Raw genomic sequence first — 14,702 nt, 5'->3', positions numbered from 1 at the left:
GATACGGGATCCATCATGTCTGAACTCGCCAACTACGAAAGTTTCAATATTGAAGTAAAAGACCACATCGCCCACGTTCAGTTCAGTCGCCCCGAGGCGCTGAATACCATGAACAAGGCATTCTGGCTGGAGCTGCCGCGCTGCGTTCAGGACATTGAAGCCAATACCGATGCCCGGGTGATTGTGATCTCCTCCACTGGAAAGCACTTTTCCGCAGGCATGGATCTGGGCGTGTTCTCGGATCCGAAATCCGTGCCCATGAGTGGTGACCCTGGCCGTATGGCGGAGAACCTGCGAAGAGTCGTACTGCAGCTGCAGGATACTCTGAGCTCTCTGGAGAAAGTACGTCTGCCCGTGCTTGCTGCCGTGCACGGGGGCTGTATTGGTGGGGCTCTGGACCTGGTGTGCGCTGCTGACAGCCGGTATTGCACCTCCGATGCCTATTTCACCATCAAGGAAACCGAGCTGGGCATGACAGCTGATGTGGGCACGCTGCAGCGGCTGCCTAAACTGATGCCTGAGGGCGTGGTGCGTGAGCTGGCTTATACGGGCCGCAAATTCGGTGCTGAAGAAGCCTATCGCCTGGGTTTCGTGAACTCGGTATACGAGACTCAGGAAGCGATGCTTGAGGGCGTGATGTCCATTGCCGCCCAGATCGCTGCCAATTCGCCGCTGGCGGTGACCGGCTGCAAGGAAATGATCAATTTCAGTCGCGATCACAGCGTAGAAGACAGCCTCCGCTACATGGCCACATGGCAGTCTGGCATGTTCCGCCCCACGGACATGATGAAATCCTTCCAGGCCAAGGCCCAGAAGCAGGCGCCCGCCTACGACGACCTGTTCCCGGTCAAGGGTCTGTTCGAAAACTGAGTTATGGCCCAAGGTCGCGCCAAACTATCCACCACCGCCGCCCTGCTGTTTCAGGGCGGTATTGGTTTGGTGGGCTGGCTTGCGATCTGGTTGTTCGATATTCCATTAATGCTGAACAACTTGAATCTGCTGGAAACCCTGCTCTATGGTAGCCTGGGCGCTGGCATCACCTACCTTGTGCTATTGCTATTCACCCAGCTCTCCTGGCTGTTTCCTGATGATCTCGGCTCGCAGATGCAGGCCCTTTACCGCTTCGCGGCGAGTTATCGCTGGCCGGTATTGCTGACCTTGTGCGTGCTCGCCGGGGTGGGGGAAGAGCTCTTGTTCCGTGGAGCGGTGCAGGGCTGGCTACTGCAGCATACCGGGCCCTGGACAGCCTTGCTGGCGGCCTCTGTGTTGTTCGGGTTGGTGCACTACGTGTCGTTTACCTATTTTCTGGTGGCAACGGGTCTTGGACTGATTCTTGGTGGTGCCTACCAGTTCTGGGGCAGCCTGCCCTTGGTGATGGTCTGGCATGCGGTATACGACATGCTCGCGCTGTACTGCCTGCTGAACTATCCCCAGTGGTTCGATGTGAAGCCTTGATGTTTCCAGTCTAAAAAATTCAAACGGTCGTATGAATTTTCGTTGAAAACGCGGTGTGGCTGTAAGAAGATAGCCAGCTACACAGTCGTGAAACTGATTCTCAACCGTTTGGATGTTGCCATGAATTCGACGATTCGCCGCTGGTTTGCCAGTGCCGGCGCCATGCGCCGAGTGCTCTCAACTTTCGCCCCTTATCTGGGGGCAGGTATTAAAGTCACTCACATTGCTGATGACTTCAGCTCTGCAACGGTGGAAATGCGTCAGCACTGGTACAACACCAACTACGTGGGCACGCACTTCGGCGGATCTCTCTACAGCATGGTTGACCCAATGTATATGCTGTTACTGATGCGCCGACTGGGCAACGATTACATCGTGTGGGACAAGTCCGCGAGTATTGATTTTATCCGCCCCGGCAAGGGCGTGGTAAAGGCCCACTTCGAGCTGACCAATGCGCGTCTTGATGAAATACGCGAAGCCACCGCTGACGGCGACAAGTACCTGCCGGAGTGGTATATCGATATTGTGGATGAGGCAGGAACGGTCGTTTCTCGCGTCCACAAAGTGCTGTACGTCAGGCGAAAGCCGGCTGAGTAGCGCCGGCACCAGCTGCTATTGCTGTTCCACTTTCTGAAGAAACACCGCGATGTCTTCAAACGCCTCGTCTGCCTCGGGCAGAAGTGGCGTGAAGATGTGCCATACATGCACCATGTTCTGCCAGGTGTGAAGCTCCACCGGTGAACCCTGGGCTTTTGCCTTGGCGGCGTAACGCGTGGCGTTGTCCAGCAGCATTTCCGTGGTGCTTGCGTGGATAAGCACGGGTGGCAGCTTGTTAAGCTCACCCCGCAGAGGTGATGCAACCGGGTTGGTGGGAGAGATTCTGAACGCGGCAAGTGTTCCCCACCACAACACGGGCAGCGGGATTTTGGACAAACCACCAAACACCGGGCCCAGCAGTGGGTCCGTGCGAATATTCTCGCGATTGCTAGGCGCCGTCAGCGTGAGATCCGTGGAGGGTGACAGGGCAACGGCGGCATCGGCCTGCCGCAGGCCATTGTCGCGAATCCACGCCAGCAGAGACAGGGTATGGCTACCGCCCGCCGAGTCTCCGGCAACCACCATGAAGTCGACGGGCGCTTCGCCGTCCGGGCCATGATTCAGCAGCCATGCATAGGCCTGGCGGCAGTCCCGAATGCCATCCATGAACCGGTGTTCGGGCATGAGCCGGTAATCAACCGCAAAAACGGCAGCATTGGCAATCCGGGAAAAACGGTCGGTAATCGCCCGGTGACTGCGAGGGCTGCCAGCAGCCCAGGCACCGCCGTGAATATAGAGCACACGTCGGCGGGAATCGGCCCCGGGCGCCAATATCCATTCTCCACGCGGATGATCCTGATGACGGATGTCCGATTCGATATCCACGCCTTCACCCAGGCTATCCAGGTGATTGCGGAGGGCGATCAGCCGGGCTTTGCCTTTCAGGCCGCGGGAGGCGCGCCCCATGTCCTTGATGCGTTCTATGACCTCATCATGAGCCGGGTTTGGAGCAACCTCCTTCATAACCCAGTCCTGGCCGTCGTACTCGGAAAGATCCTTTACCCGGAAGATCAGCAATGTGATCAGGACAACAAGAGTAACGACAGCGAGCAGAAACCAGAGCATGGACAATCCTTGGGGCGCGAGACACAGGGCATTGGGACGACTATAGTCGAAACAGCGTTAAGCATATAGGAGTGCGCTGTTTTGCAAATAGCCTATCGGGCCCGGGATATTACCGAAGCTCACATCATTGCTGGCCTGCTGCGCGCCAATCACATAGAGGCGCACGTAGGCGGGCATTACCTGCAGGGTGCACTGGGCGAGATCGGCGCTGCCGGCTTTACCAATGTGCATGTGGCTGACGAGGACTGGGTTCTCGCCAGAGCCTTGATTGAGGACTACGAGGCAAACCGACTTGAGCAATCCTGAGGCTTCAGGTGGTTAACGGATAGCGTTCCAGCACGGTATAGACAGAGCCGCTCTGGCTTGGAGTACTTTCAAACAGCGCAAAGCCCTGAACAGGCCAGCTGCCAAACCGGGTGCTCCGATAACGCTCGATCAGCTCGGCCACCGAGCCCGCGCCAGCCCGAAAGCGGCTCAGTGTGATGTGAGGTTTGAATGAAGGATTCTGGAGAGTGAAGCCGTCGTTGGTGAGCCCTTGGGCAAGGGTGCGTTGCAGTCCCCTCAGTTCTGCCTCGGGGGAGACTCCCGCCCATAGGATTTTCGGGCTCTCCTCCTTGCCGAAGCAACCCAACCCGGCGGCTTCCAGCTTAAAAGGCGTATGGGTCACCTTTCTGGCGTTATCCCGAGCCTGGATTACCTGTTCGGCCTCCACCTCTCCCAGAAACGTCAGGGTTAGGTGAAGCTGGGTTTTGCTTTGCCAGCGGGCACCTTTAATGTCAGTTTTTACCTTTAAGAGGCTGGTCTTGATCGACTCAGGAATTTCCAGTCCGAAGAACAGTCTTGGCATTAACTCCTCCATAGTCGGGACGTAGCCCGGCCTGGTCAATGTTGTTATAGTATAACGTTTTTGAGGCCAGAATTATGTCCAGCATTCCCCGCCCGATTCCCACCAACCTGATACTCGGGTTCCTTGGCGTTGGCAAAACCACTGCCATTCTGGACCTTCTGCGCCAGAAGCCGGAAGGGGAAACCTGGGCGGTACTGGTGAACGAGTTCGGCGAGGTGGGCATTGACGGTGCCATCCTGGAGACCGAGGGGGCGGTGGTGCGCGAGGTGCCAGGTGGCTGCATGTGCTGCGTCGCGGGGCTGCCCATGCAGATCGGCCTGAATCAGCTGATTGCCAGAGCCAAGCCGGATCGTTTGCTGATTGAGCCCACGGGCCTGGGCCATCCGTCCCAGATTCTCGATACCCTGACTGGAGAGCATTATCAGGATGTCCTGGCGTTGGGGCCGGTGATTACTCTGGTGGATCCACGCAAACTCGAGAACCCGAAAGTGCTTGAGAATGTGCAGTTCCGGGATCAGATCGAAGCTGCCGATATTCTGGTCGCCAACAAATCGGATCTTTGCACGGCACAGCAACTCTCGGCGTTTGAAGACTGGGTTGCCACACTGCCCCTGACGAAGCGTGCCGTTTACACGACAAGCCAAGGACATTTGGCGCCCGAGTGGCTGGACGGTGAGATGGAGCGTCAGCCGGTATCCAGCCCGGATGCTCATCAACAGCGGGCTGCGCTTGATCTTCGCCCCCCGGCACCGTCTCTGGACGACCAGCCCTGGCAGCGGATGACCAACCGTGGTCAGGGGCATTACAGTCTGGGTTGGCGCATCCACCCGGAAATTCAATTCTCGGAGGCGTCTCTTCTGGCAACGGCGATGGACGAACGCCTGGTGCGGTTCAAGGCCGTTGTGCATACCCTGGATGGCTGGCGAGTGATCAATCAGGTGGAAGGTGCGTTGACCGTTCAGCCCTGTGAGCCGGGAGAACAATCGCGGATTGAATTGATCAGTTCAGAGCCCTTGGCGGAGAGCGATCTGGATCTGGAAATGAAACGCGCCGCCGGGTTGGCAGAGTGAGGGCCCGGAACGGGCCCTCGGTGCATTACTGGTGACCGTAGATTCTCATGCGGGTGTTCTGCACTGAGAGGTTGTCCAGTGTCAGGGAGCCGATGCTGGTTCCGCCCACCAGAACCTGGCCAATCTTCATGTCTGCGTCAAACTGCTGCAGATCAATCGCCAGAGAATCGTCCGAGCTGCCGAAGCGTTGGTCTTTGTAGACCTCCACTACGATATCCGCGGCGGCATCCAGAATGGTCGGGCCATTGCCGCCAGTTGCTTTGTCAGCAACCTTTTCGAGATAGGTATTCTTGGTGAGCTGCAGGTCACGAATACCGATCGCGAGGAAGTCGACATCGATATCCAGATCGGAAATACCGACCTTTGTGTCCAGGGTCAGCTTGTCGGTCGCGGTATCCACCGTGATGCCGACCTTGTTGAAGATACCTCTCATTGAAAAGTTGCTTGCCAGCAGGGTGGAGTCTGTGTTGCCCTGCAGGCTCCATTCACCGGTTGTCACGCCAAAATCGATAGGAGCTGCGGTGATTGGCAGTACGTTGATGATGGCGTCGCCATCTGCGGCAACGTCGATCTCGATCTTGATATTGTCGATCAGGTCGGTGTAGTCCTTGAAGGCCAGGCTTCTGCCGATCTCGATGTCTTTGAACATCTCATCCTCATAGCCGGCGCCAGCACCGCCGATGCTGATGTCCTTGATGGCGAGAGAGCCCTCATCGGTATATCTGAATTCACCAATGTTTACTTTGGTTTCGAGCTCGATGGTGACACCGGCCTGGCCGGTGATGCTGCCCATCTGAGCATCGTCGATTGGTTTAAGCTCTGCCTGCGCGGCAAACGGCGCGCCGATGATAGCCAGTGCTAGCAGATTTCTTTTCAGGCTTTTCATTGCTTTGTTCCTTTTTTGATTTTGTTTTTACTGCGTGTAAGGTCCACGGCCAGCGAGTGCCAGCCGTGAACCTGCTTCCGGCGATGCCGGAATTCCTCAGAATTGCGGAGTGAGCTCAAGGTTGATGGTGTTGCCCGGGCCAGTCATGAACTGGTTGAGCAAGCTGGTGAGCAGTCCGCAGTTCTCCAGAGCGCCCAGTTCGTAGACGCCGCTGACCTCGCCGCCCGTTGCCGGGGAGAAGTTAGAACCTTCAACGGATTTGAGTTCGATGTTGATCGGTTCACGGGTCTGGCACTCGGAACCGCCACCGATGCGAACTGGCAGCCAGCCAAGCTTGATGGCAACCTTGGGTACTTTCACATACAGCTTGGAATTTGCGGTCAACTTGCCATTCACAAGTGTGCCGGTGGTGACCTCTGCCTGCTCAAACTCCACGTTGGCTGCCGCATTGATCTTGCTGAAAAGCAGTTTGATGGAGAAGTTGCCAGAGGTAGGCAGTACTTCCAGATCAGCTTCGAAGGTGCCTGAGGCAATATCCAGCAGTGTGGCAATGGAACCGTTCAGCGGCAGGGTGCCTCCGGTTGCATTGATCAGAGTAGAGCCCTGCAGGCCGAGCAACAGCTCCAGCTCGGAACCGCCAGTTGGTTCCTCGTAAGACTCGGCTGTGACGCTGACAGAGGTTTCCGCAGTTTCCGGGTCGTTGGAGCGAACGACAAGCGTTGCGTTGCTTACACCCGGTGCCCCGGCGGTGTAGTTCAGATCAACGGTGCAGCTTTCACCGGCGGCGACCGTTGTACAGTCATTGGTCTGAATGAAGTCCGCCGCATTGGCGCCAGTCAGGGTGATGCTATCAATCTGCAGAGCAGCGTTGCCGTTGTTGTCCACGGTAACCTGTGCAGTTGCGCTGGTGCCTGACAGAACGCGACCCAGATCAACGGATTCCGGCGTTACCGAGATTTCCGGAGTGGGTGCCAGAGTTCCCTTGCCAGAGAGCGGAACGCTTACAGACTCGTTCTCCGGATCGGTAGATTCAATGGTCAGAGTAGCGTTGCGAGTACCTTCGGTGCTTGGTGCAAAGGTTACGTCGACAGCGCATGAAGCTTCGGGCGCCAGGCTGGAGCCGCACTGATTGGTGACAGTGAATACATCGGCGTCGGTTCCATCAACGAAGATGTTGTTGAGGCCAAGGCCGGTGTTGCCAGTGTTAGTAATGGTCACACTCTGCTGCGCACTGAGGCCAGCCTGTACTGATCCAAAGCTGATGTTTTCAGGGGTAATACTGATGCGTGGTGTTTCAACAACTTCCCCGTCTACAGTCACTGTCTGAAGCAGGTTGTTCTGATCCGGCAGCTGAACACAGTCGGTTGTGATTTCGCCGATTGGTGCGGGTGCGATGTCGCCGTTGGCGGTGCGCGCGATCAGGTCCAGCCGCAGAGCGCCTACCCTGATTTCCAGTTCGCCGACATCATCTGCGGTAACCAGGAATTCCGGTGAAGTGCCGGCAGCCGGGACATTGAATTCGCCGGAGGTTTCCGGAACCGGTGTCGGTGGTATATCAAGAGTGACGATCTGCTCTACCGTTCTGCCCGGTGTGGTAACGCTGTTGAAGCTGGTGGCAACCCCTTCAAGAGTGGCTGATTGAACCAGTTTCAGGCCGGTGCGGGCATCGTCGTTGACAACGGTGATCGCGTCTACGGTGAAGGCGGGTATCGTTTCTCCTACTGATGCTACCGAAGGAATATCAGCACTGATGGTGGCACGGATGGGTTGATCACCGATGAGTGGAAACGGGCACTCAAATGCCAGCTCGGTGGACACTTGTTCGGCGGCGGCATTACCTGCGCCCCCCGCCATCAAAGCCGCCGCGGCAATCGCGGGGCCGAGCTTGCGGACACTCGTATTGAGGTTCCTGAGTTTCATGAGTTCGTCCTCTGTACGTCGTTATTTGTTGTAGTGGGTTGCAGACAACACCGATGAGGACTGCTCAATCGGACTTGCAAAGATCCCTTTGCCATACGTGTTCACGTATGAGTGCAGCGTTATTAGACGGGGAGAGGGTGCCGCGGGTCATTGCTTGTCGCGGCACCGTTTTTGTTCAAAGCGGAGAGAGGCGAAGGGATTGTCTAAACCGTGAACGGTGTCAAAACGAAAAGTGAGCTGTGTTCACTTTTTTGAGCGGGCTTGCCGCCGAACGTCGCCAGGGGTTGTGCCCGTCCAGGACCGATAGGCTTTGGTAAAACCGGCCTGGTCACTGAACCCCAGTTTTTCGGAGATGGACTCCAACGGTACGTTGGTGTCTTTCAGGTAAAGGGTGGCGAAGCTTTCGCGAATTTCGTTCCGCAGTTCCCTGAACGAGGTGCCGGCGCTGGCAAGATGCTGGCGCAGGGTGCGCGGGCTGATGTCCAGGCGCCGGGCGATATTCTCGGTGGTGCAGGGGCGGCCGGGTTGGCTCATGATCAGTTCACGAACCTGCATGGCGGTCTCGTCGGCTTCCAGATTGCCCGGTTTTCGATGGCATCGGGTACGGGCTACCAGAAACTCCAGGTTAGCCTCACTTTTAGGGGCTGGTGAGCCCTTCAATGGCATGGTTACCTGAGCAACCGGTGCCTCGAATTCGAACTCGCATCCGGGGGCCAGTAGTTGCCAGTCGTCCAGAGAGGCAGACGACGGAAAATCAAACTGGAAGTTGAAGTTGCTGCAAACCTGGCAGGAGATACGGTGAATGCTGCCCATATAGATTTTGGTCAGGCAGGGTCTCAAGTCCTCCACGCCCCAGGTATCGATCAGCCGGATGCGGAATGTGGAGCCGGTCGATTCCAGTTCCATGTCCATCAATGGCAGGCCTACGCGCAGGTATTGCACGATCATGCTCACCAGGCGCCGCGGATTTTCCTGGCCCAGCATGGCGAACCCGAGCAGGCCGTGGCTGGGCAGGTCCAGTTGCTGGCCAAATTCGAACGCCGCGCGTTCGTCGGTCATCAGCCAATCCGCCTGGCGCAGCAAATCCATGACCTGATGCATGGACAGGCTGGCGTCCGGATTGTCGAGCATATCGTCGGTGATGCCGGTATTGGCAAGAATGGTATGTCGCTTTACGCCGCGATGCTCCATGAAGCGGACAAACCGGCGGGCATAACGGGCCGAGACGATCGGCACTTCCAGTGCAAGTTCAGATGACGTTTCCATGTTCCGGTCTCTGAGCCGGGGGAGTTCCCGGGCATTTAGTCTTGAATTGAACTGTTGTTATCATTTAAGAGGTACAAGCCGACTCCTCTCTGTTCGGCGCCAGTATAGGCAGCGCACGATGGGCGCTTTTACGCATACGGTCACAAACTCGCCGCATGGCCGGATATGACAATGAAACTTTTGTCAGGTTGAAACGCTCATGATCGAAAGACCGCAATCATCCGCGCAGAAGGAAGCGCGCTGCCCGGTGTGTGAAAACGCTGAACTGGTGCCGTTTCGTGAAGTGGGGCAGCAAACGTATTTCCGTTGTGGCCAGTGTGAAGCCACGGTGATGGCCTCCGAGTGTCGGCTTTCCGGCTCCCGGGAGCGAGCCGTCTATGAATTGCACAACAACAATGCGGACGATCCCGGCTACCGGCGTTTTCTTTCAAAGCTGGCCAAGCCTCTGCTGGGGTATGTTGAACCCGGAGCGCAGGGGCTGGACTTCGGCTGTGGCCCCGGCCCGGCATTAGCCAGAATGCTTGAGGAAGCGGGAGTGCATATGACTTTATATGACCCGTTCTTTTACCCGGACGCCGCCGCGTTGGATCGGCAATACGATGTTATTACCTGTACCGAGGTTGTGGAGCATCTGCATCATCCAGCCGAAGTGTTTCGCATGCTGGACAGCCTGCTCCGGCCCGGAGGCTGCCTGGGTATCATGACTTGCTTCCAGACCGACGATGCCCGTTTCGATAACTGGCACTATCGGCGCGATCCCACCCATGTGGTGTTCTACCGTGAGCAGACATTCCGCTGGCTGGCCCAGCATTATGGCTGGGATCTGGAGATTCCCGTGAAAGACGTTGTGCTCCTGCGAAAATCCCTGTGACCGCCTGCTAGTGGGCGTTTGAGGGGCAGGCGGGAATCTGGGGGCAGGCGGCGGCATCTGCAGCGTTTGATCGGGCCTCATCCCGTAGCGGTTTAAACCGTTTCGGTGCCAGCCTGGCCGCACACTCGGAGGCATGTCTGGCTCTAGCCGGACAGCCTGCATCGTTGAGTGCGATGGCGAGGTTGTTCCAGCCTTCGGAGAACCCGGGGAACTTCTCGACCACCCTCAGGAAACTGCCCACGGCATTCTGAAAATGACCTAGCTGGTACTGCAGGTTGGCGTTTGCCATTAACGGTGTGGGCTGCTCGGGCCATCTCGTGATGGCAGTTTGGTAGGCTCGCTGGGCCGCCAGGGTGTGGCCTGTTGTCTCAAGATCGTGGGCCGCCTGGAGGTAGGGCAGCATTTCACCGGTAGCAGGCATCTCATCCGGAGGCAGAATCACTGCGGCCCAGTAGTCTGCCTTGCTCCAGGTGTTGTAAAACACCTTGTATGGCATTTCATAGTGGCGCCGTGTATCCGTGTTCAGGATGAAGACCTGTTCCGTGCTGTCGTAGCCCACCACCACCGCAAAATGCCATTGCGGCCACCAGTTCAGACGAAGATTCTGCATAACCAGTACCGGATTGCCGGCCTCAACCTCGGCCAGAATGGCCTCTGGTTCCGGTTCCAAACGGTACACCAGCATGTCGTGGGCCCGTGCGCCGGCAACCATTTCCACTTGCAGAGAGCCTTCCTTGCCCGGCAGGTAGACCAGCTCTTTCAGAATGTCCGGATTGGTCGTCAGCCCCTGTGCGTTCAGCATCATGGCCAGCGATGCCGGACCGCACTGGAATTTTTCTTGCGGATAGAAGGGAACACTCTCAAGCAGTGTGGCAGAGCTTGCTGATTCAGAGCTACGGGGCCCGGTATCTGGCCAGTCCGGGGTGGATGCGCACCCCGCCAGCAGAACGACGGCCGCCAGAATGACGGCCGTAGTGTGTTCAGGAAACCTGCTCACCTTCAGCATTACAAATCAGCGAATGCATTTCACAAAGGGGAACAGATCGGTCGCGCAGAGCATATCGGTTATGATGAACACCAGCAGGAACAGCACTATGATGCCGACAACCCCCTCGCCGGTTGGTGCTTCGGCCAGTTGTTGTTCAAACTCGGCCAGTTCCGTCGGGGTCAGATTCTGGATGCGCTCTTCAACCTGGGCTTCACTCACGCCGAGTTCCTGGAGTTTTGCCTTCACGCCCCGGTCGTCAAGCATCTCCAGCAATTGTTGCCTGTCCAGATCCACCTGCTGTTGCTGGATCAACTCACCGGTACCCACCATGCCTGCGTTGGCGGACATGGAGAAGGTGGTCGTAAACGCGAGGAGTACGGCCATCGTCAGTGAGAACTTTCTTAAGTGCTTTCTGATACCGTTCATGTGAGGCTCCTTTCTCTGTTGTATTCCAGTACAGTAGATAGCGATCTGTACTCATTCAACATACAAAACGTTCACACAGCCGCCCGGGTTCCATGACTATTTGGTCATTGCGCGGGCGTTCAGGTACTCAGCGAAAAGCTTCAGCAAGTGATTGGCATCAGGGGCAGGGCGCACGCCCTGCAGCAGGCTCTGGGCGTCCAGGCCTTCGGCGACGATGTCCGGAAATTGGACTTCGAGGTAGGCTTTCATGATGGCTTCGGTGAATTCCGGATGAAACTGCACGCCCCAGGCATGTTCGCCAACCCGGAACGCCTGGTGTGGCTCGAAGGCTGAATTGGCCAGCAGTACAGCGCCCGGAGGGAGTTCAAGTGCTGATTGCTTGTGGGTCAGGTGGGCGGGGAATTCTGCCGGCAACTGACTGAACAGGGGGTCTGAACTGGCGCTGTCCAGCAATCGTACGGTGTGCGTGCCGGTCTCTCGGCCTTTCGGATGGTAGTCCGCCTTGCCACCCATAGCGTGGGCCAGCAACTGGTGGCCATAGCAGACTCCGAGAAGTGGAACCTTGGCCTCGACGGCCTGTTTTATCCAGCGGGCGGTTTCTTCGCTCCAGGGCGCTTTGTCGCTGACCATTGCCGGCGAGCCGGTAATGACGATGCCCGCCCAGTCGCTGGGAGCAGACGCAGGTGGCGTTTGCACGGCATCCAGCACGGTAACGTCAAGATCACCGTTGAGGTTGCGGAGGAACCAGGCGTCGAAATCACCAAACTGATCCCGTATCTGCGGGTAGGTTGAGCCTGTTTTCAGGATAATAACCTTTGGCTTTTCCACGCCTGCTACCTCCGCCCTGTCGCGCCGCTGTGACTACACTTTGCCAGCAGAGGTTATTCCTGCGGCAGTTCTGCGTTGTGGAATACGTTTTGTACGTCGTCCAGATCGTTAAGCATGTCGAGGAATTTCTCGAACATCGGGATGTCGTCGCCTTCTACCACGGTAGTGGTTTTTGGCAGGAACTGGATCTCGTCCACATCGAACTCAATGCCTTCAAACGCGGCTTCCAGAGCCTGTTTGGCTTTGGCGTATTCGGTGTTCGGGGTGAATACCGTGATTTTGCCGTCTTCGCTTTCGATGTCGGTAACGTCCACGTCGGCTTCCATCAGGGCTTCCAGTACGGCCTCTTCATCCTGGCCGGCGAATGCAAAGATGGCGCAGTGATCAAACATGTGGGCCACGGCGCCCGGGGTGCCGATCTTGCACTTGGTTTTGGTGAACGCCAGGCGAACATCGCCAAAGGTGCGGTTCGGGTTGTCGGTCAGGCAGTCCACGATGACCATGCAGTTGCCGGGGCCATAGCCTTCGTAGCGGGCCGGCGCATAGTCTTCGCCTGCACCACCCTTGGCTTTGTCGATGGCTTTTTCAATAACGTGGGTGGGCACCTGGTCTTTCTTGGCCCGCTCAATCAGCCCGCGCAGGGAAAGGTTGGCTTGCGGGTCGATGCCACCAGCCTTGGCGGCCATGTAGATCTCGCGGCCGTACTTGCTGTAAACCTTGGTTTTCGCGGCGGCCGTTTTGGCCATGGATTCTTTGCGGTTTTGGTAGGCTCTGCCCATATTCGCTGCCTCTAGGGTTCAGTGAAAAGGCGGATTTTACTGAACCTGAGCGGATTGCAACAGGCCTGATTTCGCAGCTTTTGCCAGGAGGTGGTTCCGCGTCCCTGCGGAACCGGGTTGTTACACGTATTCCACCGGCTGGCGATAGTTGTCCTGGGATACCAGATCAATGCCACAATCCATATCGCTGACCCAGTTAAGGAAGCGATCAATCATCACCGGGCCTTCAAAGCGTTTGCCATGCTGGGGCACGATCATCGACACGTCCATGTCTCGAACCATGTTGGCCCAAAGACGACAGACTTTCTTGGAAGCAATGTAACGGCGGTGGAAGCCGATCATGTTCGGGATGTGTTTGTCGAAATCTTTCACCGGCTGGTGGTCGTCTTCTCCGCCCATGGACGCGCCGAGGTCACCTGAGAACAGGATTTTTGAGACCGGATCGTAGAATTGAAGGTTACCGACCGAGTGCATGAAATGCGCCGGCAGGCACTGCAGATAAGTCTCCCCGAACCTCACATTGGCGCCGCCGTCAGGAATACTGACGATGCGGTCGTAGACGCTGCCGCTGAGCTGGTTGGTGACGTAGCTGGACACCAGGTGCGGCAAGAAGCGCGCCCACAGCTTTGAGGTAACGATTTTTGCCCGGGTGTGGACAATCCAGCGGTCGATGGCGCCGATGATGTCCGGGTCCTGGTGGGACGCGAAGACATAGTCCATATCGCGGATGTTCATGTACTTGGACGCGGCGACGGAGAGTGGGGTGTAGGTCAGATCTCCGCCGGGGTCGATCAGGGCTTCGTGTTTGCCATCAACAATCAGGAACTGGTTGGACTGAACGCCTTCGCCAGTGACCAGGGAATCGAACATCAGGCACTTGTGGTGTCCGTTGTCGAAGAGAACAATCGGTGCTGCCGCCATTTCTGTCTCCCGCAAAGCAGTAGGGTCTTCGGCTTCAGGCACACTTATAGCCCGATGGCCGGATATTGCAAACTGCGCGGGAGAGTACAGAATTGACAAATATAAATTGTTGCCTCAGGTCAATTATCTGATATTCATCAAGTTACCGATTGTTGCCTGCGCTCCCACAGGCTTACGCCATTGACGGCAGGCGTTTGATACCACGGCGTAATCCCTTTTCCAGCGCGACCTGAACCGCTTTGCCGGTAAACGGCACAATATCCTCAAAACGGATGGAGTACTGAATACGGGTTCTTCCTTCGCCTGCATCGGAGAACAGAATACGCCCCAGGTGATTACGCAAAGGGCTGATGCTGCTGATGGTGTACTCAATCAGAGAGTCGGGTTCAAAACCGAGTACGGTTTCCTCAAGAGACAGCGGGCCAATGCCGATCTTGCGAACCGAGCCAATGCCGTTGGGGTCTGCCTGGTCGCTGTCCTTGATACGCTTGACCGGTGCCCCGACCAGTTTGCCGAAGCGGTGGTGGTCGGCAAAAACGGCAAAAGCCTTGCGCCTGGGGACATCGAAAGTTTCATCAATTTCAATGGTGTACTGTGCCATGGTGCTGCTCTTGTTGTTAAACGGTGTTCAAGGTTAACCGTTCACCGGGTTCAACAAAAGTCGCAGGCGCGGGTTTTCATCACTGAGAACTGGTTTAAACAGGCCATCGGTTTGTTGGTTGGTATTCCGGAGGCTGGTGGTTATAATCGGGACTGCTCAGGATGAGTCAGTTCAACATAATC

At 56.8% G+C, this 14,702-nt stretch carries 17 protein-coding genes; 6 read left to right on the top strand and 11 right to left on the bottom strand.

Going from position 1 to position 14,702, the window contains the following annotated elements; genetic code table 11:
- The first annotated feature begins 15 nt into the window (after positions 1-15).
- From ACAM27_RS15130 to ACAM27_RS15120, 3 genes are all read left to right on the top strand, one after another.
- Positions 16-870 carry a crotonase/enoyl-CoA hydratase family protein gene (locus ACAM27_RS15130; RefSeq protein WP_272998966.1) on the top strand — a complete coding sequence of 285 codons (855 nt, stop codon included), beginning with the start codon at positions 16-18 and terminating at the stop codon, positions 868-870.
- Between the two features lie 3 nt (positions 871-873).
- Positions 874-1,455, top strand: coding sequence for a CPBP family intramembrane glutamic endopeptidase (locus tag ACAM27_RS15125; protein ID WP_272998965.1), 582 nt, complete (start codon positions 874-876; stop codon positions 1,453-1,455).
- Positions 1,456-1,575: 120 nt separating this feature from the next.
- Entirely contained in the window at positions 1,576-2,052 is a 477-nt protein-coding gene (locus ACAM27_RS15120; protein WP_222448460.1) for a DUF4442 domain-containing protein, read from the top strand.
- A 15-nt stretch (positions 2,053-2,067) separates the two neighbouring features.
- Here the strand turns inward: ACAM27_RS15120 and ACAM27_RS15115 are convergent, their stop codons facing one another.
- Positions 2,068-3,117 carry an alpha/beta hydrolase gene (locus tag ACAM27_RS15115; RefSeq protein ID WP_222448461.1) on the bottom strand — a complete coding sequence of 350 codons (1,050 nt, stop codon included), beginning with the start codon at positions 3,115-3,117 and terminating at the stop codon, positions 2,068-2,070.
- 81 nt (positions 3,118-3,198) lie between these two features.
- Between ACAM27_RS15115 and ACAM27_RS15110 the strand changes: the two genes are divergently transcribed.
- Positions 3,199-3,423 (top strand): DUF2007 domain-containing protein, encoded by a 225-nt coding sequence (locus tag ACAM27_RS15110; protein ID WP_011785634.1) that lies wholly within the window; start codon positions 3,199-3,201, stop codon positions 3,421-3,423.
- Positions 3,424-3,427: 4 nt separating this feature from the next.
- On the opposite strand, the gene thpR is transcribed toward ACAM27_RS15110, so the two are convergent.
- On the bottom strand, positions 3,428-3,964 hold the full coding sequence (gene thpR / locus ACAM27_RS15105) for an RNA 2',3'-cyclic phosphodiesterase (RefSeq protein WP_222448462.1): 537 nt from the start codon (positions 3,962-3,964) through the stop codon (positions 3,428-3,430).
- A 74-nt stretch (positions 3,965-4,038) separates the two neighbouring features.
- On the opposite strand from thpR, the gene ACAM27_RS15100 reads away from it, so the two are divergent.
- Positions 4,039-5,034 (top strand): GTP-binding protein, encoded by a 996-nt coding sequence (locus ACAM27_RS15100; RefSeq protein ID WP_014420835.1) that lies wholly within the window; start codon positions 4,039-4,041, stop codon positions 5,032-5,034.
- Positions 5,035-5,059: 25 nt separating this feature from the next.
- Here the strand turns inward: ACAM27_RS15100 and ACAM27_RS15095 are convergent, their stop codons facing one another.
- From ACAM27_RS15095 to ACAM27_RS15085, 3 genes are all read right to left on the bottom strand, one after another.
- A complete protein-coding gene (locus ACAM27_RS15095; RefSeq protein WP_011785631.1) occupies positions 5,060-5,920 on the bottom strand; it encodes a DUF6160 family protein in 861 nt (286 codons plus the stop codon).
- 96 nt (positions 5,921-6,016) lie between these two features.
- Positions 6,017-7,840, bottom strand: coding sequence for a choice-of-anchor D domain-containing protein (locus tag ACAM27_RS15090; protein ID WP_222448463.1), 1,824 nt, complete (start codon positions 7,838-7,840; stop codon positions 6,017-6,019).
- 243 nt (positions 7,841-8,083) lie between these two features.
- Entirely contained in the window at positions 8,084-9,106 is a 1,023-nt protein-coding gene (locus ACAM27_RS15085) for an AraC family transcriptional regulator ligand-binding domain-containing protein (protein WP_369612245.1), read from the bottom strand.
- A 199-nt stretch (positions 9,107-9,305) separates the two neighbouring features.
- Here ACAM27_RS15085 and ACAM27_RS15080 point away from each other — a divergent pair, with 199 nt between their 5' ends.
- The gene (locus ACAM27_RS15080) at positions 9,306-9,977 is read left to right on the top strand and encodes a class I SAM-dependent methyltransferase (protein ID WP_369612244.1); all 672 of its coding nucleotides are present in this window, start codon (positions 9,306-9,308) and stop codon (positions 9,975-9,977) included.
- A gap of 7 nt (positions 9,978-9,984) precedes the next feature.
- Here ACAM27_RS15080 and ACAM27_RS15075 read toward each other — a convergent pair whose 3' ends face one another.
- The 6 genes from ACAM27_RS15075 to ACAM27_RS15050 form a co-directional block, all read right to left on the bottom strand.
- Positions 9,985-10,983 (bottom strand): PA2778 family cysteine peptidase, encoded by a 999-nt coding sequence (locus tag ACAM27_RS15075; protein WP_369612243.1) that lies wholly within the window; start codon positions 10,981-10,983, stop codon positions 9,985-9,987.
- Between the two features lie 6 nt (positions 10,984-10,989).
- Complete coding sequence (locus tag ACAM27_RS15070) at positions 10,990-11,391, bottom strand: PA2779 family protein (protein ID WP_222448467.1); 402 nt, start codon at positions 11,389-11,391, stop codon at positions 10,990-10,992.
- Between the two features lie 96 nt (positions 11,392-11,487).
- Positions 11,488-12,219, bottom strand: a complete 732-nt coding sequence (locus tag ACAM27_RS15065) for a glutamine amidotransferase (RefSeq protein ID WP_022992926.1) — start codon at positions 12,217-12,219, stop codon at positions 11,488-11,490.
- 53 nt (positions 12,220-12,272) lie between these two features.
- Complete coding sequence (locus tag ACAM27_RS15060; protein ID WP_011785624.1) at positions 12,273-12,998, bottom strand: YebC/PmpR family DNA-binding transcriptional regulator; 726 nt, start codon at positions 12,996-12,998, stop codon at positions 12,273-12,275.
- 120 nt (positions 12,999-13,118) lie between these two features.
- Positions 13,119-13,919 carry an MBL fold metallo-hydrolase gene (locus ACAM27_RS15055; RefSeq protein ID WP_011785623.1) on the bottom strand — a complete coding sequence of 267 codons (801 nt, stop codon included), beginning with the start codon at positions 13,917-13,919 and terminating at the stop codon, positions 13,119-13,121.
- A gap of 172 nt (positions 13,920-14,091) precedes the next feature.
- Positions 14,092-14,520 carry an SRPBCC family protein gene (locus ACAM27_RS15050; RefSeq protein WP_022992924.1) on the bottom strand — a complete coding sequence of 143 codons (429 nt, stop codon included), beginning with the start codon at positions 14,518-14,520 and terminating at the stop codon, positions 14,092-14,094.
- Positions 14,521-14,702 lie beyond the last annotated feature (182 nt).

The organism is Marinobacter sp. RI1, from assembly GCF_041155085.1.
In the GTDB taxonomy this organism is placed as follows: Bacteria; Pseudomonadota; Gammaproteobacteria; order Pseudomonadales; family Oleiphilaceae; genus Marinobacter; species Marinobacter nauticus.
This window is presented reverse-complemented; position numbering and strand designations above follow the sequence as displayed.